A 23,940-nucleotide genomic window follows, 5' to 3' on the forward strand; every position below is an offset into this window, starting at 1 on the left:
CGTGGGCGAGCGGCTGGAGGCCGGAGTGCGGGCGGATGCGGGAGCGGTGGGCGGACCGGCGGCGGAGGAAGGGCTGTCCCGGCGGACCCTGCGGGACGAGACACTGCTCGTGCTGGCGCTGTCGCTCGGCGCCAGCGGTGTGTCCGCGCTGATCAGCTTCATCGGGTCGGTGACCCGGCCGGGCGGTCTGAAGGACCAGGCCGCCACCCTCAACGCCTCGGCCGCGCCCGGCCGTCCGTGGCTGGACCTCGCCTGGCAGCTGTTCGGGATCACCACCGCCCTCGTGCCGGTCGCGCTCGTCGCGCACTTCCTGCTGCGCGAGGGACGGAGCCTGCGCACCCTCGGCTTCGACCGCACCCGGCCCTGGCCCGACCTGGGCCGCGGTGCCGCGGTCGCCGCCGTGATCGGCAGCAGCGGCATCGCCTTCTACCTCGCCGCTCGCGGTCTGGGCTTCAACCTCACCGTGGTGCCGGAGGCCCTGCCCGAGGTGTGGTGGAAGTACCCGGTGCTGATCCTCTCGGCCGTGCAGAACGCCGTCCTCGAAGAGGTCATCGTCGTGGGGTATCTGCTGCGCAGGCTCGGCCAGTTGGGCTGGTCACCGGAGAAGGCGCTGGCCGGCAGCGCGGTGCTGCGCGGCTCGTACCACCTGTACCAGGGCATCGGCGGATTCGTCGGCAACATGGTGATGGGCGTGGTGTTCGTGTACCTGTACCGGCGCTGGGGCCGGGTGGGGCCGCTCGTCGTGGCGCACTCGCTGCTCGACATCGGCGCCTTCGTGGGCTACGGGCTGCTGGCGGGCAAGGTGGGCTGGCTGCCGACCGCGTGAAGCGGCGGGAAGGGGCCGTACGGCGATGTCGTACGGCCCCTTCCGCATGGGTCAGGCGAGCAGCTCGCCGTCGATCGTCGTGACGGCGCGGCCGGTCAGCAGGGTGCGGTCGCCGTTCAGGCGGGTGCGCACCAGGCCGGAGCGGGGCGAGGCCTGCAGACCGGTCAGCTCGGTGCGGCCGAGGCGCTCGGACCAGAACGGGGCGAGAGCGGTGTGGGCGCTGCCGGTGACCGGGTCCTCGTCGATGCCGACGTTGGGGAAGAAGCAGCGGGAGACGAAGTCGTGGGCGCTGGTGGCTTCCTGGGCGCGGGCGGTGGCGATGATGCCGCGCGAGGAGTGGCGGCCGAGGGCACGGTGGTCGGGGGCGAGGGAGAGGACGGTCTTCTCGTCGGCCAGTTCGACGAGCAGGTCGCCGACGTTGGGGCCGGTGTCGAAGGCGTTGAGCGGCTCGGCGCCCAGGGCCTCGGCGATGCCGTCGGGGACCTCGACCGGGAGGAGCGGGGCGGTCGGGAAGTCCAGGGTGATCCAGCCGTCCTCGCCGGGTGTCGCGACGAGGACGCCGCTGAGCGTGTCGAATCGCACCGGGCCCTCGTGCGCGCCCGTGCTGTGCAGCACATGGGCCGTGGCCAGGGTGGCGTGGCCGCACATGGTGACCTCGGTGACAGGGGTGAACCAGCGCAGCGCCCAGTCTGCCGCGCCGCCCGCGGGCAGGCGGTGGGCGAAGGCCGTCTCCGCGTGGTTCACCTCCATGGCGATCTTCTGAAGCCGGTCGTCGTCCGGGAAGGCGTCCAGGAGCAGGACTCCGGCGGGGTTGCCCGCGAAGGGGCGGTCGGTGAAGGCGTCGACGATTCGAATCCGCATGGACACGAACGGTAGAGGGCACGCGAAGCCGCTCGCCAATGCCAATCCGCGAGGACTGGACTCCGCGAGGACTGGACTCCGCGAGGACTGGACTCCGAAGGGGCTGGACTCCGAAGGGGCTGGACCCCGGGGGACCGGCTTCCCGAACGGCCGGGGGCGGTAGCCCTGCGCCGCAGCCGTCGGGCTCTTCCGGAGGGTTGTCGTAAGCGTGTTTCCGATATATCGTTGAAGCATCGCGACAGATCAACGATGGATGGAGTGAGTGCGATGCGTCAGCGCGGATTCGAGCGAGGACATGGCTTCGAGGGACGCCGGGCTGCCTTCGGTCCGTTCGGGCCGGGTGGTCCGGGGTTCGGGCACGGGGGTCACGGCTTCGGGCCCGGACCCTGGGGCGGCGGCCGTGGGCGCGGGGGGCCACGAGGAAGGGCGCGGCGCGGTGATGTGCGGGCGTCGATCCTGGCCCTGCTCAGGGACCGGCCGATGCACGGCTACGAGATGATCCAGGAGATCGCCGAGCGCAGTGGCGGCGCGTGGCGGCCCAGTCCCGGGTCGGTGTACCCGACCCTCCAGCTGCTGGAGGACGAGGGGCTGATCGCCAGCGAGAGCGAGGGCGGCAAGAAGCTGTTCTCCCTCACCGACGCCGGACGCGCGGCGGCCGAGGAGGGTTCCGAGGCCCCCTGGGAGGACGCCGGGCGCGGCGTCGACTGGGAGGCGCTCGGGGAGATCCGGCAGGCCGGGTTCGGTCTGCTGGAGGCCTTCGGGCAGGTCTGGAAGACCGGCAGCAAGGAGCAGCGCGACAAGGCGCTGGCGGTCGTCAACGAAGCCCGCAAGAAGCTGTACCTCATCCTCGCCGACGAGGACTGAGTCCTTTCGTGACGGCGGTCGGGGCGCCTCGCGGTCATGCCGTGGGGCGCCTTCGCCGCGTCTCAGTCCACCTTGCGTATCACCGCCGCGTCGAAGAGGTCCCACGCGCGTGGGTGGGGTCCCTCGTCGTGGCAGTGCCACGCCTCCCAGAACAGGTCGGCGAGCAGCGCGTCCTCCGGGGCGTACACCCGGTACACGTACTGTCTGCCGTCCACGGCCGGCAGCTCCACCAGCCAGCAGCCGCTCTCCATGCCTTGCGGGACGAGTGACGGGCACCGATGGTTGCCTGCCGGGCGCGAGGCAAACCGGCGCGCGCCCCTTTCCGACGTCGGCCGAAATCTCCTCCCCAAGGAGGAGATTCCAGGGGCTCGTGTCCCCTTCCCGCGGGACACGAGAATGCTCCCGGACGGGGATGCCCCCGGTGGTCACGGCTGATGGGGTGGAGGCTGTGCGACCCCGTATCCCCCGGCAACCGACCGGTGACCTTACCCGGCAGCCGACCGGTGACGGCCCCCGGCCGTCGATCGACGACCAGGCCGACGCCCGCGCCGACGCCACCGCCGGGCTCGGTGCCGAGCTCTCCGCGGTGCTGGCCGGTGCCCGCAGACGGGCGCTGCGGGACGGGGACCGGCAGATCGACACCGCGCATGTGCTGCACTCGCTGCTGGAGCACGATCCGGAGGTGCGTGACGTCTTCGAGGACGGGACGCAGGTCGCCCGGCTGCTGGGATACCTCGTGCAGCGCAGCATCGGATACGGGCTGCGCTGGCAGAGCACCGTCGAGGACTCGGGGACCGTGCCCGTGGTGAGCGTGGCCGAGGGGCTCTCGCCGCTCGCCTCCGCCGCGCTGGAGCAGGCGCGCCTGCGTGCCGCGCGGTTCGGGGAGGAGCGGGCCTGCTGTGTCGATCTGCTCGCCGCCGTCGTCGCCGACCCGCAGGCCCGTGCCGTCGAGGTGCTCACCCGCGCCGGGGTGGACGCCCGGGAGCTGTTCCTGCGCATCGAGAGCCGGCCGCGCAGGCCCGAGGAGTACGCCGACAGCGGTGAGCCTGCGCCCTGACTCCCACGGGGTGGGTTCAGCTGCCGCGTCCGCACGATGAGACAGGTGTCATCAGGGATGACGCTCATGTCATCGCCTGTCATCATGTGCCGGTGTCTACGACGAACAGCAGCGCGGGCGGCCGCGGGAAGGGCGTGGGCCTCGGGCTCGCCCTCGGGTCGGCGCTCGCCTTCGGCGGGTCGGGCGTCGCGGCCAAGCCGTTGATCGAGGCGGGCCTGGACCCGCTGCACGTGGTGTGGCTGAGGGTGGCCGGCGCGGCCCTGGTCATGCTGCCGCTCGCGGTGCGCCATCGCGCGCTGCCGCGCAGCCGGCCCGCGCTGCTCGCCGGGTTCGGGCTGCTGGCGGTGGCCGGTGTGCAGGCCTGCTACTTCGCGGCGATCTCCCGCATCCCGGTCGGTGTCGCACTGCTCGTGGAGTACCTCGCGCCCGCGCTCGTGCTCGGCTGGGTGCGGTTCGTGCAACGGCGTCCGGTGACGCGGGCCGCCGCGCTCGGAGTGGTGCTCGCGGTGGGCGGCCTGGCCTGTGTGGTCGAGGTGTGGGCCGGTCTCGGCTTCGACGCGCTCGGCCTGGTGCTCGCGCTGGGCGCGGCCTGCTGCCAGGTCGGCTACTTCGTGCTGTCCGACCAGGGCAGCGACTCCGGCGAGGACGCGCCCGACCCGCTCGGGGTCATCGCCTACGGGCTGCTGATCGGCGCGGCCGTGCTGACCGTGGTGGCCCGGCCGTGGGGGATGGAGTGGTCGGTGCTGGGCGGCACCGCCGACATGGACGGCACGGCTGTCCCGGCCGTGCTGCTGCTCGCCTGGATCGTGCTGATCGCGACCGTCGTCGCCTACGTCACCGGCGTGCTGTCGGTGCGCCGCCTCTCGCCGCAGGTTGCGGGGGTCGTGGCCTGTCTGGAGGCGGTCATCGCGACCGTGCTGGCCTGGGTGCTGCTGGGCGAGCACCTGTCTGCGCCGCAGATCCTCGGCGGCGTGGTCGTCCTCGTGGGCGCCTTCATTGCCCAGTCCTCGGCACCGGCGAAGGGCTCCGCCGAGGCGGTGGCCGCCGGTGCGCCGGAGCGTGAGGCGGCCGTGCAGCGGACCTCCTAGCCGGCTACGGGGGCGGACGTCCTGGCCGGCCTGTGGGGCCGACGTACCAGCCGACCATGAGGCCGACGTACCGGCCGGTCAGGAGGGTGGACGTACCGGCCGGTCAGGAGGGTGGACGTCCTGGCCGGCCCGGTGAGTCGGTGCGCCGGGGCGGGCCCCACCCCCGTGCGGGCCCGCCCCGGCGCAGGTCATGCCGGACGCCTGCGCAGCAGATGCTCGCGCGCGGCGGCGTCCCGGGGCCCGGCGCGTTCGCCGAGCCGGTCCGCGATACGGTCCCGCACCTCCGGCTTCTTGCTCCCGGCGTACTTGAACTTCGCCCGGACGCCGGTCACCTCCAGCCGCAGCCCCCGGATGCCGGACAGCATCCGGCCGTACGGCGCCTCGCCCACCGCCGCGCGGGCCGAGCCTCCCTCCGGCTGGAAGTGGCCGACCTGCCGGTTCAGCAGCTCGGCCTTCTCGGCGGGGTCGTCCACGATCGACGCCCGGCAGCGCAGCTGGACGGCCGCGTAGAGGCTGGTCGGCGTGCCGTGCTCGGGAGGGTCGCCCGGGGCCGCCTGCCAGGGTCCCGGGATGTAGACGTAGTCGTCGACCACGCTGAGGACGACGTCCGGGTTCGCCTCCAGCGCGGGCCAGAGCGGATTGGGGCGGGCCAGGTGGGTCACGACGTCGCCGCGCCGCGCGTCGTAGGCGAAGTGCAGCGGCTGGGCGCAGGGCGGTTCGCCGGGCAGGCTGTTGACGACGAGCTGGCCGAAGTCGTGACCGGCGAGCCAGCGCTGCCACTCGGTGTCGTCGTGGGGCGCGTCCCAAGGGTGGATCAGCATCACAGCACCGCGGAGAGGTAGCCCGGGAGGGCCGTGCCGTCGGCCAGCTTCTCGTCCGGGAGGGGGGCGTCGTAGCCCTTGCGCAGCGGGAGGAGACCGGCCCAGTGGGGGAGGGCGTAGTCCTCGGGCTCGTCGTTCACGCCGCCGGTGCGCAGCTTGGCGGAGACCTCGTTCAGGTCCAGGCGGATGACCGCGGTGGCAGCCAGCTCCTTCTTGTTCGCGGGGCGGGAGTCGGCGGACCGGCCCGGCAGGACGTGGTCGACGAGGGCGTCGAGCGCCGTGCGCTTCTCCTCGGGGTCGGTGACGTCATGGGCGATGCCGTGCACCACCACCGAGCGGTAGTTGATCGAGTGGTGGAAGGCCGAGCGGGCCAGCACCAGGGCGTCGACATGGGTCACGGTCAGGCACACCGGCAGGCCCGGGTCGGCCTTCCCGGTCATCCGCAGCGGGCGCGAGCCGGTCGAGCCGTGGACGTAGAGCCGCTCGCCGACCCGGCCGTACAGGGTCGGCAGCACCACCGGGGCGCCGTCGCGGACGAAGCCGAGGTGGCAGACGTAGGCCTCGTCGAGTATCGCGTGCACGAGTTCCTTGTCGTAGGCGGCCCGGTCGGCGGAGCGGGTGGGGACCGTGCGGTCGGTCGGCGTGTAGGCGGCGGGTGCCGTCGGCTGCGGGGTCCCCTGCATGGCGTTCTCCATTGTACTAGTGCATAATCGGCTTTGTGCTAGGAGAATATCGGATCAAGGGTCGTGGTGCAGCAGAGATTTCCGCCGGCGTCGAGCGGGCGGTGACCGCCGGTGACCTGGAGCCGGGCCAACTGCTGCCCTCCATGCGCGAGTTGGCCGAGCAGCTCGGGGTGAATCCCAACACGGTCGCCGCCGCCTACCGCATCCTGCGCGAGCGCGGGGTCATCGAGACGCACGGCCGCCGCGGCAGCAGGGTGCGGCCCAGGCCCGCCACCAGCGGGCGCGACCACATCCGCGTCGAGGTGCCGGACGGCGTGCGCGACGTGTCGAACGGCAACCCGGACCCGGCGCTGCTGCCCCCGCTGGCTCCGGCCTTCGCCGAGGCGGCCGCCCAGGGTGACCGCGAGCCGGTTCTGTACGGCGACGCCGAGGTCGAGCCGGAACTGGTCCGCATCGCGCGGGCCGACCTGGACGCCGACGGGGTGCCCGACGGGCCGGTGGCCGTCACCTCCGGGGCGCTGGACGGCATCGAGCGGGTGCTGGCCGCCCACCTCAAGCCCGGGGACACCGTGGCCGTGGAGGACCCCGGCTGGGGCAGCGTCCTGGACCTCGTCCCGGCGCTCGGACTGCGCGTCCGGCCGGTGGGCGTCGACGACGACGGCCCGCTCGTCGACGACGTCCGCGCCGCCCTGGAGAGCGGGGCGCGCGCCCTGATCGTCACCTGCCGGGCGCAGAACCCCACCGGCGCGGCCGTCGGCGCCACACGCGCGCGTGCCCTGCGCGCCGTGCTGCGCGAGCACCCGGAGACGCTGCTGATCGAGGACGACCACGGCCACCGGATCGTCGACCTGCCCCCGCATCCACTGGCCGGTGCCACCCGGCACTGGGCCTTCGTGCGCTCCGCCGCCAAGGCATACGGCCCGGACCTGCGGCTCGCCGTGCTCACCGGCGACGAGGTCACCCTCGGCCGGGTCCGCGGGCGCCAGCGGCTCGGGCCCGGCTGGATCAGCCGTATCGCCCAGCGCGCGGTCGTACGGCTGTGGGCCGGCGGCGCGGTCGACGCGGGCGCGGTCGCGGCGGCGTACGGGCGGCGCAGGGACGCCCTGATCGGCGCGCTCGCCGACCGGGGGATCACGGGACACGGGCGCAGCGGCATGAACGTGTGGATCCCGGTGCCCGACGAGACCGGCGCGGTCGCCCGGCTGCTGCACGCCGGCTGGGCCGTGGCCCCCGGCGCCCGCTTCCGGATGAAGTCGCCGCCGGGGATCCGCGTCACCGTGTCGTCCCTGACCGAGGCGGACACGGTGCCGCTGGCGGACGCGATCGCCGCCGCGGTGGGGGAAGCGCCGGGGCGGCGGTACGTCTAGGAGGGGCGCAGAAGAGCCGTGAGGGCCAGGAGGGCCGCAGAAGAGTCTTAAGGGCTAGGAGGGCACGCGTTCGCGGGCCGCGGGGGCCTTCGCCGGCACCTGCTCCCGTGGCTTCGGGCGGGCCTGGGTGAGGGCGGCGCCCGCCAGGACGACCAGCGCGCCGACCGGCGTCGACCAGGTCAGCGGCTCGTCGAGCAGGGCCACGCCGGCGGCCGTGGCGATCACGGGGATGAAGTACGTGACCATCTGGGCCGTCGTCGGGCCGACTTCGGCGACCAGGCCGTACTGGACGAGGACCGCGAGGCCGGTGCCGAGCGCGCCCAGCGCGGCGATCGCCAGCAGCGGTCCGGCCGCGAGACGCGTCGGCAGGGAGGTGAACAGCGGCGTGACGACCGCCAGTTGCAGAGTCGCCAGCAGCAACTGCGCGCCCGTGAGGGAGAGGTGGGAGTGCCCGGACCCGGCCAGGGTGCGGCGGACGTAGATCCAGCCGACGGGATAGCTGAGGGAGGCCAGCAGCGCCATCGTCGTGCCCCTGGCGTCCAGGCCCGCGAAGCCCTGCCAGGCCCCGAGCACCGTCAGCACCCCGAGGAAGCCGATGCCCAGCCCCGCGACCCGCAGCCGGGTCGGCCGGTCCTCGGAGAGGGCGACCAGCGACAGGGCCATGCCCCACAGCGGCGAGGTCGCGTTGCAGATGCCGGCCAGGGTGGAGGGGATCGTCAGCTCGGAGTAGGCGAACAGCGAGAACGGCAGCGCGTTCAGCAGGAACGCCGCGACCGCCAGATGACCCCAGGTGCGGGCGCCGCGCGGGAGGCGCTCCCGCCTGACCGCCATCGCCGCCGCCAGGACCGCCGTACCGAAGACCAGGCGGCCCAGCGTGACCTGGAAGGGCGCGTAGCCGTCGGTGCCCACCTTGATGAGCAGGAAGCTGAAGCCCCAGATCAGCGACAGCGCGGCGAAGCGCAGCCGCCAGTCGAGGCGGGGCCGGGGGAGCGGGGTCGCGGTGGCGGCGGGTGTCATGCGACCAGGGTGCCCTGCCATGATCTCGTAGCACAATCGAGATTTCGCGCGCACTATCTCGTAGCATCACTTAGATGTTGAACCTGGAGCGCCTGCGCACCCTCGACGCCCTCGCCCGGCACGGCTCGGTGAGCGGCGCCGCCGAGGGGCTGCACATCACCACGTCGGCCGTCTCGCAGCAGATGGCCAAGCTGGAGCGGGAGGTCGGGCAGCAGCTGCTCGCCAGGCACGGGCGGGGGGTGCGGCTCACCGACGCCGGCCGGCTGCTCGCCGAGCACGCCGCCCGCATCCTGTCTCAGGTGCAGCTCGCCCAGTCCGACCTGGAGGCGCAGCGCGGACAGGTCGTCGGCGAGCTGCGGCTGTCGGCGTTCCCGACGGCCGCGCGCGGGCTGTTCCCCGCCGCGCTGTCCGCGCTGCGCGCCGAGCATCCGAACCTGCGCGTCCGCTCCTGCGAGCTGGAGCCGGAGGACGGCATCCGGGCCGTCGTACGCGGTGACCTCGACCTCGCCGTCGTCCTCGACTGGTACAACAAGCCGATGCCGCTGCCCGACGGCCTGGTCAAGGCGCCCATCCTGGACGACCCGGCCGATGTGGCGATGCCCGCCGGGCACCGGCTCGCGGACCGGGACGAGGTGGACCTCGGGGAGTTCGCGGAGGACGAGTGGATCACCTGGGGCGAGGGCGAGTTCTGCCACGAGTGGCTGCTGTTCACACTGCGCTCGCGGGGCGTCGAGCCGATCGTCGGCCACCGCGCGGGCGAGACCCACACCCAGCTCGGGCTGGTCGCCGCGGGGCTCGGGGTGTGCATCGCGCCGCTGCTCGGCCGCCATCCGATGCCCGCGGGCGTCGTGACGGTGCCGCTGCGGCAGCGCGTGCGGCGGCATGTGTACGTCGTGTGGCGCGCGGACGCCGACCGGCGGCCGTCGATCCGGGCGGCGGTAGGGGCGCTGCGGGCTGCGGGAGAGGGAGTGGGCTCGGCTAGCAGGACGCCAGCTTCCGGAAGTCCCACGACCTGACGGCGTCCGGCACCAGCCGCAGCCAGGCGTGCCGGCCGTCGTGCGGCAGCTCGTCGATGCCGAAGTACTTGCGGGCGAACGCGCTCTCCACCGCCGCGAGTTCGGGATACGGCTCACCCGTGCGCGGCACCTCGCCCACCACCTCGACGCGGCCGGACAGCTCCACGCCGCGCAGCTCGTCGTAGGCGTGCCCGGCGTCGACCGTGATCGCCACGCGTCCGTCGCGGCGCAGGTCGGCCCACCGCTTGCTGCGGGTGATCGAGTACAGCCACAGCGCGCCGCCGTCCCAGGCGAACCACAGCGGGCTGACGTGCGGGGCGCCGTCGGCGGAGACGGTCGCCACCCGGCAGATGCGCTCGGCGGCGAGGAAGGCGTCCAGCTCGTCGGGCGTCATCATGATCTTCCGGCCCCGGCGTTGGGTGGTGGCGGTCATGCGATCCCCTCTACGGCTGACGGCCTGCCAGGAAGCAAGCGTGCTGCGCCCTCACCGGGAACGCAACGGTCGCCACCCTCGCCCGGCGGGCCGCCGCTGACAAGGGGTCGGCGAGGGGGAGCGCCATGCCGCGCGGGAATCGGGCCTCCGGCCCGAGCCTCCCGGCCGGTGGCGGTGGCCCGGCAGAGAGGTGTGCAGGTGATCCCCACCGTCACCGCCGGTGGACCTCGGATGCACCGCCGTGGCGCCCACCGAAGCGATCGCCGACGCGTTTGCCGGGGTGCCCCGAGTACACCGCCGCAACCGCCGTGGCGCCCATCGAAGCGATCGCCGACGCGTTTGCCGGGGTGCCCCGAGTACACCGCCGCGATGATCCGGCGCGCCTCGCCACCGTCGCCCCACTCATCACCACCGACGGGTCTGTCGTGATCACGGGGCCGGCGGCCGGGTGCGGCGTGGTACCCGCCCAGCCGCGGGCCGCCTGACGTTCACGTCAGGGTGATGGTGTCGCCCTCCACGGTGATCTTCTCGGCCGGCAGCGGCTGGGTCGCCGGGCCCTTCTTCACACTGCCGTCCGTCGCCGAGAACTCACTGCCGTGACAGGGACAGGAGATGACGTCGTTCGCGATGTCCTTGACGGCGCAGCCCTGATGCGTGCACTTGGCGGAGAACGCCTTGAACTCTCCCGCTGTCGGCTGAGTGACGACCACACCCGCGTCGCCGAACACCTTGCCGCCGCCCTCGGGGACCTCCGAGGTCCTGCCGAGCACGGTGCCGGCGCTGCCCACCGGCTTCGCCTTGTCGTCGTCGTCCCCGCACGCGGTCAGTGCGACGGCGAGGCCCGCCGCGCCGGCCGCCGCGATCACCGTACGCCGCGCCGGACCCGTCGTGGGCCGAACCGATTCGCTGGTCATGCTGCCGTTCCCTTCGCCTGACGTCACTGGCTCGTCAAGGGTTACGGCCCGCGCGGCGCCGTCGTTCAGCCGCCGCGCGTGTCGTCACCCGAACGTACCGCCCAGGGCTCCGGGCCGCGTCCCGGCGGGCCTGAACGCCCCAGTAACCTGGGGCGATGCTGAAGGAAGTCAACGCGACCCGGTTCATCACGCCGCTGCGTGAGGGCGGCTCGCTGCCGGGGCTGGTCGAGGCGGACGACCGGGGGACGTACGTCCTGAAGTTCACCGGCGCCGGCCAGGGCCGCAAGACGCTCGTCGCCGAGGTCGTCGTCGGTGAGCTGGCCCGCCGGCTGGGCTTCCGGATGCCCCGGCTGGTGACCGTCGAGCTGGACCCCGTCCTCGGACTCGGCGAGCCCGAGCAGCAGGTCCAGGACCTGCTGAAGTCGAGCGGCGGCACCAACCTCGGCATGGAGTTCCTGTCCGGTGCCCTCGGCTTCGATCCGCTGGCCTTCTCGGTGGAGCCCGAGGAGGCCGGGCGGATCGTGTGGTTCGACGCGCTGGTCAACAACGTCGACCGGTCCTGGCGCAATCCCAACATGCTCATGTGGCGGGGCGAGCTGTGGCTCATCGACCACGGCGCCACGATGATCTGGCACCACAACTGGCCCGGCGCGCAGAAGTCCGCCGAGCGCTCCTACGACGCCTGCGACCATGCCCTCGCCGGGTTCGCGCCCGATGTGGCCGCGGCCGCGGCCGAGCTGGCGCCGCGGGTCACCGAGGAGCTGCTCGCCGAGGTCACCGCGCAGATCCCCGAGGTCTGGCTGGCGGACGAGCCCGGGTTCGACTCCGTCGACGCGCTGCGGCGGGCCTACGCCGAGCCGCTCGTGGCCCGGGCCGCGGTCATCCATGAACGGATCGAGGGGATCAAGTGAGCAGCGGGCGTATCAACGTGGCCGGTCATATGACCGAGCGTCACATCACCCGGGCCGGGCAGGGCGGCGGCCAGGACGTCTTCGAGTACGCCGTGCTGCGGGTCGTGCCGCGCGTCGAGCGGGGCGAGTGCATCAACGCCGGCGTGCTGGTGTACTGCCGCGCCCAGGCGTACGTCGGTGCCCGCACGCATCTCGACGAGGCGCGGCTCCTCGCCCTCGACCCGGCGGCGGACGTGGCGGGGGTCCGGGCCGCACTGCGTGCCGTGGAGGCGGTGTGCGGGGGCGGGGCCCTCGCGGGGCAGGCCGCGGGGGACGATGCCGGGCGGCGGTTCCGGTGGCTGGTGGCTCCGCGCTCGACGGTCGTCCAGCCCGGGCCGGTCCACACGGGACTCACCGTGGATCCGGTGGCGGAGACGGAGCGGTTGCTGTCGCTGCTGGTGCGGTGACCCGCGGGTCCCGTTCGGCTGTCCTGCCGCCTCGCCGCCTCGCCGCCTCGCCGCCTCGCCGCCTCGCCGCCTCGCCGCCTTCGCCGTCGGCGGCCGTGTGTCGTGGGTGGTGCCGCGTCCGGCTTTCCCGCCGCCTCGCCGACTCGCCGCCTCGCGGCCTTTGCCCACCCGCGTGCCGCCGTCGAAGTCGGCCGGGAGGCCGGGCTGTCCTGCTGTGGTCGATCGGCCGTCGGTGACTGACCGTCGTCCCGTTCCGGCTCGGAGCAGCCCGCGGAGGTGGGGCAGGACTGCGGGCCGGGCGGCCGGTCGGCGGGTAATGGATCACACGGGGCCGTGGGGCGTTGACACGGGGTGTCATCGCTTCTAGCGTCTCGTCTGCTGAAGGTACTAAGCGGTCGCTCACCGCAAGCCACGTACTCTCAAGGGCGAGGAGATCCAGCAATGTCCACCACTGAACAGCGGGTCGCAGTAGTAACCGGCGCCGCGCGCGGTATCGGCGCCGCCACGGCCGTGCGGCTCGCGGCCGAGGGCCGTGCGGTCGCCGTGATCGACCTCGACGAGGCCGCCTGCAAGGACACCGTCGAGAAGATCACCGCGGCCGGTGGCAGGGCCATCGCCGTCGGGGCCGACGTGTCCGACGAGGCGCAGGTCGAGGCTGCCATCGCGCGGGTCGCCGAGGAGCTCGGGGCGCCGACCATCCTGGTCAACAACGCCGGTGTGCTGCGCGACAACCTGCTGTTCAAGATGAGCGTCTCCGACTGGGACACCGTCATGAACGTGCACCTCAAGGGCTCGTTCCTGATGACCCGAGCCGTGCAGAAGCACATGGTCGACGCCGGCTTCGGCCGGGTCGTCAACCTCTCCTCGTCCTCCGCGCTCGGCAACCGCGGGCAGGCCAACTACTCGGCGGCCAAGGCCGGTCTGCAGGGCTTCACCAAGACCCTCGCCAAGGAGCTCGGCAAGTTCGGCATCACGGCCAACGCCGTCGCCCCCGGCTTCATCGCCACCGACATGACCGCCGCCACCGCCGAGCGGGTCGGCATGGGCTTCGAGGACTTCAAGAACGCCGCCGCCTCGATGATCCCGGTGCAGCGCGTCGGGGAGCCCGAGGACATCGCCAACGCCGTCGCCTTCTTCACCGGCGAGGCCGCCGGCTTCGTCTCCGGCCAGGTGCTGTACGTCGCCGGCGGACCGCTCGACTAGCGATCAGGGACACTGACATGACTGAACTGCCCGCACTCTCCGGCAAGGTCGCCCTCGTCACGGGCGCCAGCCGCGGCATCGGCTACGGCGTGGCCGAGGCCCTGATCGCCCGTGGCGACCGCGTCTGCATCACCGGACGCAACGAGGACGCGCTGAAGGAGGCCGTCGAGGCGCTCGGCGCCGACCGCGTCATCGGCGTCGCCGGCAAGGCCCACGACGAGGCCCACCAGGCCGCCGCCGTCGAGCGCACGATGGAGGCCTTCGGCCGGGTCGACTACCTGGTCAACAACGCCGGCACGAACCCGGTGTACAGCCCGATCGCCGACCTCGACCTGAACGTCGCGCGCAAGGTGTTCGAGACCAACGTCATCTCCGCGCTCGGCTTCGCCCAGCGCACCTGGCACGCCTGGCAGAAGGACAACGGCGGCGCGATCGTCAACATCGCCTCCGTCGCGGGCCTCGCGCCCTCGCCCTTCATCGGCGCCTACGGCGTCAGCAAGGCCGCGATGATCAACCTGACGGTCCAGCTCGCCCACGAGTTCGCCCCGAAGGTACGGGTCAACGCCATCGCCCCGGCCGTGGTCAAGACCAAGTTCGCCCAGGCCCTGTACGAGGGCCGCGAGGAGGAGGCCGCCGCGGCGTACCCGCTCAAGCGGCTCGGCGTGCCCTCGGACATCGGCGGCGCGGCCGCGTTCCTCACCTCCGACCAGTCCGACTGGGTCACCGGCCAGACGCTCGTGGTGGACGGCGGAATCTTCCTCAACGCCGGTGTCGCGTGAGCCGCTGACCGCCCCCGCGGTGTGAGCGACCCGGGCGCCGTTTCCCTCCGGCCCGTCTCCTGTGACGGATTCCGGTTTACGGAAACGGCGCCCTTGTCGTCGAAGAGGCAGCTCAGAGGCCCATGACAACGTAGTCACAGCGGAAGTGATCAAGTTGCCGCCGAACGAGCCCTCCAACCGGTACGGACGCTGCGATAGGGTCTGCCGACCCTTGGTATGGCAGATCGAGGAGCGTGCGCGTGTTCAACCGGAACCGATGCCTGCGGGGAATCGCGGCAATCGCGTCCATATCCCTGGCAACCGGCTGCAGTCTGTTCTCCGACGGTGGTGACGAGGACCAGGGACCGATCGTGGTGGGGACGACCAGCGCCCCCAGTACGTTGGATCCGGCCGCTTCCTGGGACGGCTCCTGGGAGCTGTTCCGCAACGTCTACCAGACCCTGCTGAGCTACCCCGACGGGGCCACCACGCCCCAGCCCGACGCGGCCGAGGAGTGCGCCTTCACGGACACCACCAACCGCACCTACCGCTGCGAACTGCGCGGCGGACTGAAGTTCTCCGACGGCGGCAAGCTGGACGCCGAGGCCGTCAAGCACTCCGTCGACCGCATCCTGAAGATCAAGGCCGGACCGCACGGACTGCTCGGCAGCCTGGACCGGGTCGAGACCAAGGGCGATCAGGAGGTGGTCTTCCACCTGAAGACGGCCGACGCGACCTTCCCGTTCGTACTGGCCACCCCGGCCCTGTCCATCGTCGACCCGGACACCTACCCGGCCGACGAACTCCACGAGGACAACGGACGCATCGAGGGCTCCGGCCCCTACACGCTCGAGTCGTACTCCGAGAACGACAAGGCCGAACTCGTCCGCAACGAGAACTACAAGGGTCCCGCCGAGCGGCACAACGACGCCGTGACGATCCGCTATTTCCAGGACTCGTCCGCCATGGTCAAGGCCCTGCGCGACAAGACCATCGACGTCACCTACCGAGGCCTCGCCGCCGACGACATCGTCGACCTGCAGAGCAAGGACGCCGACGAGGACCTCCAGCTCGTCGAGGGCACCGGCACCGACATCAGCTATCTGGTGTTCAACCCGGAGGACCCGTGGGCGGGCAAGCCTGCCGTGCGCAAGGCGGTCGCCCAGATCGTCGACCGGGCGGCCATCGCGCACAAGATCTACAAGGACACCGTGGACCCGCTGTACTCCATGGTCCCCACCGGCCTCACCGGCCACACCACCGGCTTCTTCGACAGCTTCGGCGACCCCGACCCCGACAAGGCCCGCAAGATCCTCACCGACGCGGGCATCGACGAGCCGGTCCCGCTGGAGCTCTGGTACACCACCGACCGCTACGGCTCCGAGACCGCCGTGATGTTCAAGGAGCTCAAGCGCGAGCTGGACGCCTCCGGGCTGTTCGAGGTCACGCTGAAGAGCCGGCCCTGGAAGACGTACGTCGAGGGCTACCAGAACGGCGAGTACCCGGTGTTCGGCCGTGGCTGGTTCCCCGACTTCCCGGACCCGGACAACTTCGTCGCGCCGTTCGTCGGCGAGGAGAACGCGCTCGGCACGCCGTACCCGGCGCCCGAGATCACCGGTGTCCTGCTGCCGCGCTCGCGCCGCGAGAGCGACCGCGGACGGGTCGTGCGGGACTTCGAGGAGGCCCAGGAGATCCTCGTCAAGGACGCCCGGCTGCTGCCGCTGTGGCAGGGCAGGCAGTACATCGCCGCGAGCGAGGAGATCTCCGGCGGGGCGCAGGCGCTCGACCCGTCGACGATCATGATGATGTGGGAGCTCCAGCGGAAGACCAGCTGGTAGCAGGCCGGCCGGCGGGCCCCGGGGCTCCGCGACGGATGCTCCCCGGGGCGTTGTCAGTGGGCGGCGGTAGGTTCTGAGTGCTGGAAGTCTTGGAACCGACCGCACACCGTAAGGAAGTTGACGTGACCGACATCGCCATGCTGCCCGAGTCCTGGCGCGGGGTTCTGGGCGACGAACTGCAGCAGCCCTACTTCAAGGAGCTGACGGAGTTCGTCGAGGAGGAGCGGGCGAAGGGTCCCGTCTACCCGCCGCGCGAGGAGGTCTTCGCCGCGCTGGACGCGACGCCGTTCGACCAGGTGAAGGTCCTGGTCCTGGGCCAGGACCCGTACCACGGCGAGGGCCAGGGGCACGGCCTGTGCTTCTCGGTGCGGCCGGGCGTCAAGACCCCGCCCTCCCTGCGGAACATCTACAAGGAGATGCAGGAGGAGCTCGGCCTGCCGATCCCGGACAACGGCTATCTGATGCCGTGGGCCCGCCAGGGCGTCCTGCTGCTCAACGCGGTGCTCACCGTCCGCGCCGGTGAGGCCAACTCGCACAAGGGCAAGGGCTGGGAGAAGTTCACCGACGCGGTGATCCGCGCGGTGGCCGGGCGTCCCGACCCCGCGGTCTTCGTGCTGTGGGGCAACTACGCCCAGAAGAAGCTGCCGCTCATCGACGAGAGCCGGCATGTGGTGGTGAAGGGCGCCCACCCCTCGCCGCTGTCGGCCAAGAAGTTCTTCGGCTCCCGCCCGTTCACGCAGATCAACGAGGCCGTCGCCGCGCAGGGGCACACGCCGATCGACTGGCGCATCCCGAACCTCGGGGCCTGACCGGCGCCCCGTCGTCGGGCCGGTTCCCCGCGGGGCCGGCCCGGCGCGGGTCAGCTTCCCTGCCGCGTGTGCGCCGTGCCGTACGGGCCCGCCTGGCCGGGATCGCAGTGCCCTGCGGTTAGCGTTCGGAGGGTCCGGGGTGTCCGGGGTGTCCGGCGCCTACGACGTGTCCGGGGAGCCGGGCAGCGGGGGCGCCCCGCGGCGGGTCGGCGCCGGGAAGATGCGGAGGGCCTGATGGTGGAGCGACAGGAGCAGGCGGCACCGGATGCCGTGATGACACGCATCGGGCAGGTCGTCATGCTGCATCACGCGGGCGACCGCGAGGAGGCCCGCGACCGGTTCCTCGCCCTGTGGGCCGAGATCGGCGAGGACGGCGACCCGCTGCACCGGTGCACGCTGGCCCACTACATGGCCGACACCCAGGACGACGCCGACGCCGAACTGGCCTGGGACCTCAGAGCCCTCACGGCCGCGGAGGAGCTCACCGACGACCGCCTCGCCGCGCACGAGGGCGCCCCCGCCGTGCGCGCCCTCTACCCCTCACTGCACCTCAACCTCGCCGCGGACTACGTCAAACTCGCCCGCCCCGACGCCGCCCGCATCCACCTCGACCGCGCCCGCGTCGCCGCTGAGTCCCTGGCCGACGACGGCTACGGGGACGGGGTCCGGGCCGCCATCGGGCGCCTGGAGCTGAGGCTGCGGGAGGAGGGCGGCGGACCCGGGCGCGACGGGGAGGGCTGGGGGCCGCCACGGCAGCGGCCCTAGCACGCCCTTCACGGCCGTCGCGGTCCACGGGCTGGGAGCCGCCACGGCAGCGCCGTAGCAGGACAGCGGCCGTGGCGGACTCCTCACCGCCGCACTGCTCCGAGCCTCCTCACCGCCGTCACGCCGCGCGACCCACCGCCTCCGCGCCCCCGCCTGGACGCCTGCTCGCGCCCCTCATCGCCCGTACACCTGCTCGCACGCCCTCGCCTCCGGGCTGTCCGCGCGCCAGCCGCCGAACTGCCTGCCGAGCGCGCATACGCCGGCGTTCCCGCGGACCGCCTCCGCGACGTCCGGGATCTCCACCGGGGGCGGGTGCGGGCGGAAGTGCCGGGGCTTGTCAGGGCGGGGGTGCGGGCGGGGGCGGTCCGGGTGCGGGACGCGAGGCGCGGGTGGGCGTGCGACGGGGGCCTGCCGTGGGGCCGGGACCTGCGGTGCGTGGGTGGCCGGCGTGGACGGCCGGGGTGGTGTCGGGGGACGGCGGCGGCCGGCCAGCTCCAGGGCCTCGCGGGCGGGCGCCTGCACGACCTGCGGCTCGGCGTGCCCGTCCGGGCGTGGCACCGACGGCTGGGTCGGTGCCGCCGGAGGGCCGGAGACCGGCGGGCGCTGGACCGTCACACAGCCCGTGAGGGCCGAGACGGCCACGGTGACCAGGAGCGTTGCGGTGGTCGTCGTTCGATGCACCCGCGCAACTCTGCTGGGTCCGCCCGCGCAGGGGGCAGCGGACAGGCGCAGGATGCCCCGCACGGGTGATCTCCGGCCCCGTAGGGAGGGCGCGGGCGCCCGAGGGGTGACGTGCCGTCAGTATCCGGTGACGCCGTCGAGGCGTTCGCGGATGAGGTCGGCGTGGCCGTTGTGCCGGGCGTACTCCTCGATCATGTGGGTGTAGATCCAGCGCAGGCTGGGCGAGCCGCCGTGCCGGGTGCGTCCCTCGGAGAGGTCGTCCAGGCCGACGCCCGCGGCGTTGTCGCGGGCGACGGCGATCTCGGACTGCCAGGTGGCGTGGGCTTCTTCCCAGGTGTCGGTGTCGGCCAGGTGGAACTCGCCGTCCGGGTCCTCGTCGCTGAACCAGATGGGCGTCGCGGGTTCGTCCGCCAGGACCTTGCGGAACCAGATGCGCTCCACCTCCGCCATGTGCCGCACGAGCCCCAGCAGGGTCAGCTCGGACGGCTCGACGGCCGCTGTGCGCAACTGCTCGTCGCTCAGGCCCTCGCACTTGCGGGCCAGGGTCTGCCGGTGGAACTCCAGCCAGCCTTCGAGCATGTCCCGCTCACCGGCGTTCGAGGCGGGCATCGTGCGGTCGTCGGTCATGCCTCATGGTCTCCCACCGGCCCGCGCAGCTCCAGGCCATTTCGGCCCAGGATGCCGTCGAGCAGTTCGCGCAGCCCGGCCCGTACCTCGTCCGGGCCGGGCACCTCCGCGTTGAACGACCCGGCCACGCAGGAGAACATCAGGCCGTCGGCCCAGGCGGCCAGTGACAGCACATGCCGCTCCGGGGAGGCCGAGCCCAGGGCGACGACCAAGGCCCTGAGCTGGTCCCGGAAGACGGCGCCCGTGGCGTCGAAGTAGGCGCGCAGCTCCGGGCGTCGGGTGGCCTCCAGGGCGAGTTCGTAGCGGGCGAGGGTGAGTTCGCGGTTGCGGGTCAGGGCGCGGTGGGTGGCGAGGGCGAGCCCGCCCACCAGCGCGTCGAGGCCGCCGCGGGGGTCGGGCAGCTCGTCCAGGGCGAGGACCTCGGCCTCACGTTGGGCGAGCCGGCGCACGGCCAGTTCGAGCAGGGCCTGCCGGGTGCGGGCCACGTTGGAGGTCGAGCCCTGGGGGAGCCCGGCGGTCTCGTCGACCGCCCGGTGGGTGAGCCCGCGCATCCCGCGCTCGGCGAGGAGGGCGAGAGCGGCGTCGGCGACGAGGTCGGCGCGGGCTGGACCGGTGGTGCGTGCGGACATGGACATCAACCTACCCGGGATCGCACCCTCAACTACATCCGTAGTACAGTCGGTCGTGGGCTTCACTACGGGTGTAGTCGCGGGAGTGTGGCGAGGAGGAGTCATGGCAGGCGTACGACGGGTCGTGGTCATCGGCGGGGGCATCGGCGGGCTGACCGCGGCGGCGGCCCTGCACCGCGCCGGACGGGAGGTCACCGTCCTGGAGCGGGCACCCTCGCTGGAACCGGTCGGGGCGGCCATCTCGCTCGCCCCCAACTCCCTGCGCGCGCTGGACGTGATCGGCCTCGGCGACGAGATCCGCGACCTCGCCGCCTGGCAGGGCGACGGCGGGCTGCGCACACCCGGCGGGCGCTGGCTGTCCAGGGCCGACGCCACGGCGGCGGCCGCGCGGTTCGGCGGGCCGCTCGTGCTGCTGCCGCGCGCCACGCTCGTCGAGCGCCTCGCCGCACAACTGCCGCCCGGCGCGATCCGCACGGCCACCGCCGCGACCCTCACCGACCCCGGCGACGCGGGCCGCCCCGCGCGCGTGGCCACGCCCGACGGAGAGCTGGAGGCCGACCTGGTGGTGGGCGCCGACGGCATCCGCTCCGCCGTCCGCGGCACGCTGTTCCCCGAGCACCCGGGCACCGTGTACTCGGGCTTCACGACCTGGCGGGTCATGATCCCCTTGCCGGGCACCGAGTTCGCCTCGCACGAGAGCTGGGGACGCGGCCGCATCTGGGGCAGCCATCCGCTGAAGGACGGCCGGGTCTACGCCTACGGCGCCGCACTCGCCCGGGCCGGTGAGCGCGCCCCCGACGAGCGGGCCGAACTGCTGCGCCGCTTCGGCGACTGGCACCACCCGATCCCCGCGATCCTCGCCGCGGCCCGGCCCGAGGACGTCCAGCGGCACGACGTCCACCACATCGCGCGGCCCCTTCCCGCCTACCACCGCGGCCGCGTGGCGCTGCTCGGCGACGCCGCGCACGCCATGCCGCCGACCCTCGGCCAGGGCGGCAACCAGGCCGTCGAGGACGCGGTCGTGCTCGCCCACCACTGCGCCGACCTGCCCGCCTACACGGCCGCGCGCCTGCCCCGTACGACGGCCGTGGCGCGGCAGGCCGTCAGGGTGGCCCGGCTCAACATGACGCCCAACCGCGCCCTGATGGCCGTACGCAACGCGCTGATGGCGGGGTTGTCGGCGGTCGGGCCGGCGCTGTTCCTGCGGTCCTTCGACGGGATCGCCGACTGGCGTCCGCCGCAGGCGCCGTATGCTGCCGGGCAGACCCCGGCACAGAGGAGAACCCCGTGAAGGTCGGCTGCATCGGACTCGGCGACATCGCGCAGAAGGCGTATCTGCCGGTGCTGGGAGTGCAGCCGGGGATCGAGCTGCATCTCCAGACGCGTACGCCGGCCACCCTCGACCGGGTCGGCGACAGCCTGCACCTGCCCGCGGGGCAGCGGCACCGGGACCTGGACGCGCTGCTCGCGCAGGGACTGGACGCGGCGTTCGTGCACGCGCCGACCGCGGCGCACCCCGAGATCGTCACGCGGCTGCTCCAGGCGGGCGTACCGACGTACGTCGACAAGCCGATGGCGTACGAACTCGCGGACTCCGAGCGGCTGGTGCGGCTCGCCGAGGAGCGCGGGGTGTCGCTGGCGGTCGGCTTCAACCGGCGGCACGCGCCCGCGTACGCGCAGTGCGCCGACCATCCGCGCGAGCTGATCGTGATGCAGAAGAACCGCGTCGGGCTGCCCGAGGAACCGCGGTCGATGATCCTCGACGACTTCATCCACGTCGTGGACACGCTGCGCTTCCTGGTGCCGGGCCCGATCGACGACGTGACGGTACGCGCGCGTGTGGAGGGCGGGTTGATGCACCACGTCGTGCTGCAGCTCGCCGGGGACGGCTTCACCGCGCTCGGCGTGATGAACCGGCTCAGCGGCTCGACCGAGGAGATCCTGGAGGTCTCCGGGCAGGACTCCAAGCGGCAGGTGCTCAACATCGCCGAGGTGATCGACCACAAGGGCCAGCCGACCGTGCGGCGGCGCGGCGACTGGGTGCCGGTCGCCCGCCAGCGCGGCATCGAGCAGGTGGCGCTGCGCTTCCTGGAAGCCGTGCGCGCGGGCAAGGTGCTCAGCGCGCGGGACGCGCTGGCGACTCACGAACTGTGCGAGCGGGTGGTCCGTGCGGTTCAGGAGCGTTCCGGCGCAGCCTGAGCCGCCGGGCGGCCTCCGTGGCGCCGAGCGCCGCGAGCACCAGCAGGGCGGCCTGCACCGGCCAGTCGCCGAAGCGGACGTAGGGCGTGGTGCCGTACGCCAGCGGCACCTCGTACACCCGGGTCGCGCTCGCCTCGGTGCCCAGCCAGGAGCCGGCGCGGGCACCGTCGGGGCCGTACACCGCCGACGCCCCGGTGAGGGTGGCGTGCACCATCGGGCGGCCGGTCTCGGCGGCGCGCAGCGCGGCCAGTGAGGCGTGCTGTCCGGGCGCCCAGCTCTGCTGGAAGGTGGAGGTGGCCGACTGGGCGACGAGGACCTCGGCGCCGTCCTTCGCGAGCCTGCGGCTCATGTCCGGGAACGCCGACTCGAAGCAGACCATCGGGCCCACCTGCAGTCCCCGTACGTCCATCACCACCTGCTCGGTGCCGCGCATGCGGTCCTCGCCGGCCGCCTTGCCGACGGAGGTGGCCCAGCCGAGCAGGGAGCGGGCGGGCACGTACTCGCCGAAGGGGACCAGGCGCATCTTGTCGTAGCGGTCGCCGGTGAGGCCGTCGGGCCCGAGCAGGACCGAGCTCTTGTAGATGCCGGGCCGGTCCGAGCGCCGGGCGTCGACGTTGACCAGGATCTCCGCGCCGGTGACCCGGGACAGCGCGGCGATACGACGGGCCAGGTCGGGGCGCGCGCCCAGGTCGAAGCCGACACTGCTCTCGCCCCACACGATCAGGTCGAGGTCCTGTCCGGCGAGCGCGCGGGTGAGCCGCTCCTCACGGTCGAAGCGGCGGTCCCCGCTGCGGTCGCCCTCGATCACACCGGGCTGGACGACGGCGACACGGACCTGCTTCGCCACGTGCGGCCGGGGCGCCCACAGCCACGCGGCCGAGGTCGCGGCGGCCGTGGCGAGCAGCGCGGCGAGGGCGGGCAGCCGGGCGGCGCGCACCACGATCAGCACCGCCAGCGCGGTGTTCACCGCCACCAGCAGCAGGCTCAGCAGCCAGACGCCGCCCACCGACGCCAGCCGCAACGCGGGCGCCACCTGCCACTGACTGGCGCCGAGCATGCCCCACGGCCCGCCCAGCCCCTGCCAGGAGCGCACCAGCTCCACCGCCAGCCAGGCCGACGGCAGGGCGAGCAGCGCGGCACCGACCCGGCGCGCTCCCGGCTCACCCGAGAGGCAGCGCCGCACCAGCCAGCCCCAGGGCGCCCACAGCGCGCCGAGCAGGGCGGCGATGACGAACGTGAACACGTGCAGGCTCGGCAGCAGCCAGTGGTGCACGGCCAGCATGAACCCGAACCCGCCCCACCAGCCGTCGTACGCCGCTCTGCGCCCGGTCGGCGCGGTGCGCGCCAGCAGGATCCAGGGCACGAGCGCGACCGGCGCGACCCACCACAGGGCGGGGGCCGGGAAGGCGAGCATGGGCAGGGCACCCGCGAGCGCGGCGAGCACCGAGCGCCGCCACGGGGAGGCGAGCCACTGGCCGAAGTTCCTCATACGGCGCCTCCCTACCCCGGTGGGCCTCCAGTGTCACCCCGTGGACGATCTCGGTACAGGGGACGATCTCGGGTGGACCGGGGTACCGGGGGCGGTCCGGGGTCGGGGAATCGGCTCAGTTGATCACAGGTGCGGCGACGCGGTCCGGCAGGCGCCGCCACTTCTCGCGCACGATCACCTCGCGCAGCCGCCAGCCGTCGTCCGTCCGGACCAGCGTGAACACGCATCGCCCGCCGCACACCAGCTCCGGTGCGGCGCAGCCGTCGGTGAGCCGGCCCATCGGGCTGATGTAGTCGGCCTGCACGCGCGCGGTGTCCCCGACGTCCCGCTCCAGCACCTCGAACCGCACCCGCCGGTTGACGATCAGATGCTGCCGCATCGGGAACGGGCCGAGTTGCTCCGCCAGCCACACGGCGACGTCCCGCACATGCCCCTCGATCCCGCCCGCGGAACGGTAGTCCGCCCGTCCGTCCTGCGTGAAGAGCTTCCGGTACGCCTCCCAGTCGCCGTCGTCCAACGCCACGGCGTAGTCGGTGACCAGCCCGTCCACGGCCAGTCGGTCCATCACGGTCGCGAGCTCCACGCGCTGCGTCATCGGGTCAGTGTCGGGCCGGCGCGGCGAGCAGCCAAGGGGCGTG

General features: G+C 73.1%; 27 protein-coding genes. 15 read left to right on the forward strand and 12 right to left on the reverse strand.

Annotation, left to right across the window (positions count from 1 at the left end; all coding sequences use genetic code 11):
• Positions 1-25: 25 nt before the first annotated feature.
• Entirely contained in the window at positions 26-826 is an 801-nt protein-coding gene (locus ACIGXJ_RS12740; RefSeq protein ID WP_399644829.1) for a CPBP family intramembrane glutamic endopeptidase, read from the forward strand.
• Positions 827-877: 51 nt separating this feature from the next.
• On the opposite strand, the gene ACIGXJ_RS12745 is transcribed toward ACIGXJ_RS12740, so the two are convergent.
• On the reverse strand, positions 878-1,687 hold the full coding sequence (locus tag ACIGXJ_RS12745; protein WP_399643761.1) for a PhzF family phenazine biosynthesis protein: 810 nt from the start codon (positions 1,685-1,687) through the stop codon (positions 878-880).
• Positions 1,688-1,954: 267 nt separating this feature from the next.
• On the opposite strand from ACIGXJ_RS12745, the gene ACIGXJ_RS12750 reads away from it, so the two are divergent.
• Positions 1,955-2,551 (forward strand): PadR family transcriptional regulator, encoded by a 597-nt coding sequence (locus ACIGXJ_RS12750; protein ID WP_399643763.1) that lies wholly within the window; start codon positions 1,955-1,957, stop codon positions 2,549-2,551.
• Between the two features lie 62 nt (positions 2,552-2,613).
• Here ACIGXJ_RS12750 and ACIGXJ_RS12755 read toward each other — a convergent pair whose 3' ends face one another.
• Positions 2,614-2,802, reverse strand: a complete 189-nt coding sequence (locus tag ACIGXJ_RS12755; protein WP_399643765.1) for a hypothetical protein — start codon at positions 2,800-2,802, stop codon at positions 2,614-2,616.
• Positions 2,803-2,999: 197 nt separating this feature from the next.
• Between ACIGXJ_RS12755 and ACIGXJ_RS12760 the strand changes: the two genes are divergently transcribed.
• Together ACIGXJ_RS12760 and ACIGXJ_RS12765 are read left to right on the forward strand one after the other, a co-directional pair.
• A complete protein-coding gene (locus ACIGXJ_RS12760; RefSeq protein ID WP_399643767.1) occupies positions 3,000-3,608 on the forward strand; it encodes a Clp protease N-terminal domain-containing protein in 609 nt (202 codons plus the stop codon).
• A gap of 86 nt (positions 3,609-3,694) precedes the next feature.
• Positions 3,695-4,696, forward strand: coding sequence for an EamA family transporter (locus tag ACIGXJ_RS12765; protein ID WP_399643770.1), 1,002 nt, complete (start codon positions 3,695-3,697; stop codon positions 4,694-4,696).
• A gap of 188 nt (positions 4,697-4,884) precedes the next feature.
• Here the strand turns inward: ACIGXJ_RS12765 and ACIGXJ_RS12770 are convergent, their stop codons facing one another.
• Together ACIGXJ_RS12770 and ACIGXJ_RS12775 are read right to left on the reverse strand one after the other, a co-directional pair.
• Positions 4,885-5,517 (reverse strand): FMN-binding negative transcriptional regulator, encoded by a 633-nt coding sequence (locus ACIGXJ_RS12770; protein ID WP_399643772.1) that lies wholly within the window; start codon positions 5,515-5,517, stop codon positions 4,885-4,887.
• Positions 5,517-6,200 (reverse strand): pyridoxamine 5'-phosphate oxidase family protein, encoded by a 684-nt coding sequence (locus tag ACIGXJ_RS12775; protein WP_399643775.1) that lies wholly within the window; start codon positions 6,198-6,200, stop codon positions 5,517-5,519. The genes ACIGXJ_RS12770 and ACIGXJ_RS12775 overlap by 1 nt, the downstream gene beginning before the upstream one ends.
• Positions 6,201-6,235: 35 nt before the next feature.
• On the opposite strand from ACIGXJ_RS12775, the gene ACIGXJ_RS12780 reads away from it, so the two are divergent.
• Positions 6,236-7,567: an aminotransferase class I/II-fold pyridoxal phosphate-dependent enzyme gene (locus ACIGXJ_RS12780; protein ID WP_399643777.1), complete on the forward strand. Its 1,332-nt coding sequence runs from the start codon at positions 6,236-6,238 to the stop codon at positions 7,565-7,567.
• A gap of 54 nt (positions 7,568-7,621) precedes the next feature.
• Here the strand turns inward: ACIGXJ_RS12780 and ACIGXJ_RS12785 are convergent, their stop codons facing one another.
• The gene (locus ACIGXJ_RS12785) at positions 7,622-8,584 is read right to left on the reverse strand and encodes a DMT family transporter (RefSeq protein WP_399643779.1); all 963 of its coding nucleotides are present in this window, start codon (positions 8,582-8,584) and stop codon (positions 7,622-7,624) included.
• A gap of 74 nt (positions 8,585-8,658) precedes the next feature.
• On the opposite strand from ACIGXJ_RS12785, the gene ACIGXJ_RS12790 reads away from it, so the two are divergent.
• Entirely contained in the window at positions 8,659-9,600 is a 942-nt protein-coding gene (locus ACIGXJ_RS12790) for a LysR family transcriptional regulator (RefSeq protein ID WP_399643781.1), read from the forward strand.
• On the opposite strand, the gene ACIGXJ_RS12795 is transcribed toward ACIGXJ_RS12790, so the two are convergent.
• Positions 9,563-10,033: a pyridoxamine 5'-phosphate oxidase family protein gene (locus ACIGXJ_RS12795; RefSeq protein ID WP_399643783.1), complete on the reverse strand. Its 471-nt coding sequence runs from the start codon at positions 10,031-10,033 to the stop codon at positions 9,563-9,565. The two genes, ACIGXJ_RS12790 and ACIGXJ_RS12795, sit on opposite strands and share 38 nt — an antisense overlap.
• Before the next feature lie 488 nt (positions 10,034-10,521).
• Positions 10,522-10,947 (reverse strand): Rieske (2Fe-2S) protein, encoded by a 426-nt coding sequence (locus ACIGXJ_RS12800; protein WP_399643785.1) that lies wholly within the window; start codon positions 10,945-10,947, stop codon positions 10,522-10,524.
• A gap of 155 nt (positions 10,948-11,102) precedes the next feature.
• Between ACIGXJ_RS12800 and ACIGXJ_RS12805 the strand changes: the two genes are divergently transcribed.
• The 7 genes from ACIGXJ_RS12805 to ACIGXJ_RS12835 all read left to right on the forward strand — a co-directional run bounded on the left by ACIGXJ_RS12805 (position 11,103) and on the right by ACIGXJ_RS12835 (position 17,677).
• Entirely contained in the window at positions 11,103-11,858 is a 756-nt protein-coding gene (locus ACIGXJ_RS12805; protein WP_399643787.1) for a HipA family kinase, read from the forward strand.
• Between the two features lie 29 nt (positions 11,859-11,887).
• Positions 11,888-12,304: a DUF3037 domain-containing protein gene (locus ACIGXJ_RS12810; RefSeq protein WP_399644831.1), complete on the forward strand. Its 417-nt coding sequence runs from the start codon at positions 11,888-11,890 to the stop codon at positions 12,302-12,304.
• 441 nt (positions 12,305-12,745) lie between these two features.
• On the forward strand, positions 12,746-13,507 hold the full coding sequence (gene fabG, locus ACIGXJ_RS12815) for a 3-oxoacyl-ACP reductase FabG (RefSeq protein WP_399643789.1): 762 nt from the start codon (positions 12,746-12,748) through the stop codon (positions 13,505-13,507).
• A gap of 17 nt (positions 13,508-13,524) precedes the next feature.
• Positions 13,525-14,286, forward strand: a complete 762-nt coding sequence (locus tag ACIGXJ_RS12820; protein ID WP_399643791.1) for an SDR family oxidoreductase — start codon at positions 13,525-13,527, stop codon at positions 14,284-14,286.
• Between the two features lie 233 nt (positions 14,287-14,519).
• Complete coding sequence (locus ACIGXJ_RS12825) at positions 14,520-16,103, forward strand: ABC transporter substrate-binding protein (RefSeq protein WP_399643793.1); 1,584 nt, start codon at positions 14,520-14,522, stop codon at positions 16,101-16,103.
• A gap of 122 nt (positions 16,104-16,225) precedes the next feature.
• A complete protein-coding gene (gene ung / locus ACIGXJ_RS12830) occupies positions 16,226-16,912 on the forward strand; it encodes a uracil-DNA glycosylase (protein ID WP_399643795.1) in 687 nt (228 codons plus the stop codon).
• 234 nt (positions 16,913-17,146) lie between these two features.
• Positions 17,147-17,677, forward strand: coding sequence for a hypothetical protein (locus ACIGXJ_RS12835; RefSeq protein ID WP_399643798.1), 531 nt, complete (start codon positions 17,147-17,149; stop codon positions 17,675-17,677).
• Between the two features lie 174 nt (positions 17,678-17,851).
• Here ACIGXJ_RS12835 and ACIGXJ_RS12840 read toward each other — a convergent pair whose 3' ends face one another.
• From ACIGXJ_RS12840 to ACIGXJ_RS12850, 3 genes are all read right to left on the reverse strand, one after another.
• Entirely contained in the window at positions 17,852-18,358 is a 507-nt protein-coding gene (locus ACIGXJ_RS12840) for a hypothetical protein (RefSeq protein ID WP_399643800.1), read from the reverse strand.
• Positions 18,359-18,475: 117 nt separating this feature from the next.
• Positions 18,476-18,985 carry a DinB family protein gene (locus tag ACIGXJ_RS12845; protein ID WP_399643802.1) on the reverse strand — a complete coding sequence of 170 codons (510 nt, stop codon included), beginning with the start codon at positions 18,983-18,985 and terminating at the stop codon, positions 18,476-18,478.
• Positions 18,982-19,614 (reverse strand): TetR/AcrR family transcriptional regulator, encoded by a 633-nt coding sequence (locus ACIGXJ_RS12850; RefSeq protein WP_399643804.1) that lies wholly within the window; start codon positions 19,612-19,614, stop codon positions 18,982-18,984. Before ACIGXJ_RS12850 ends, ACIGXJ_RS12845 begins: the two co-directional genes overlap by 4 nt.
• Between ACIGXJ_RS12850 and ACIGXJ_RS12855 the strand changes: the two genes are divergently transcribed.
• Complete coding sequence (locus ACIGXJ_RS12855; protein ID WP_399643806.1) at positions 19,613-20,905, forward strand: FAD-dependent monooxygenase; 1,293 nt, start codon at positions 19,613-19,615, stop codon at positions 20,903-20,905. The genes ACIGXJ_RS12850 and ACIGXJ_RS12855 overlap by 2 nt on opposite strands.
• Positions 20,902-21,813: a Gfo/Idh/MocA family protein gene (locus ACIGXJ_RS12860; RefSeq protein ID WP_399643808.1), complete on the forward strand. Its 912-nt coding sequence runs from the start codon at positions 20,902-20,904 to the stop codon at positions 21,811-21,813. Before ACIGXJ_RS12855 ends, ACIGXJ_RS12860 begins: the two co-directional genes overlap by 4 nt.
• Here the strand turns inward: ACIGXJ_RS12860 and lnt are convergent.
• Together lnt and ACIGXJ_RS12870 are read right to left on the reverse strand one after the other, a co-directional pair.
• Positions 21,731-23,302, reverse strand: coding sequence for an apolipoprotein N-acyltransferase (lnt, locus tag ACIGXJ_RS12865; protein ID WP_399643811.1), 1,572 nt, complete (start codon positions 23,300-23,302; stop codon positions 21,731-21,733). The two genes, ACIGXJ_RS12860 and lnt, sit on opposite strands and share 83 nt — an antisense overlap.
• 115 nt (positions 23,303-23,417) lie before the next feature.
• Positions 23,418-23,897, reverse strand: coding sequence for a nuclear transport factor 2 family protein (locus tag ACIGXJ_RS12870; RefSeq protein ID WP_399643813.1), 480 nt, complete (start codon positions 23,895-23,897; stop codon positions 23,418-23,420).
• Between the last annotated feature and the right edge of the window lie 43 nt (positions 23,898-23,940).

It is taken from the genome of Streptomyces sp. NPDC053367 (assembly GCF_044545925.1).
GTDB lineage: Bacteria > Actinomycetota > Actinomycetes > Streptomycetales > Streptomycetaceae > Streptomyces.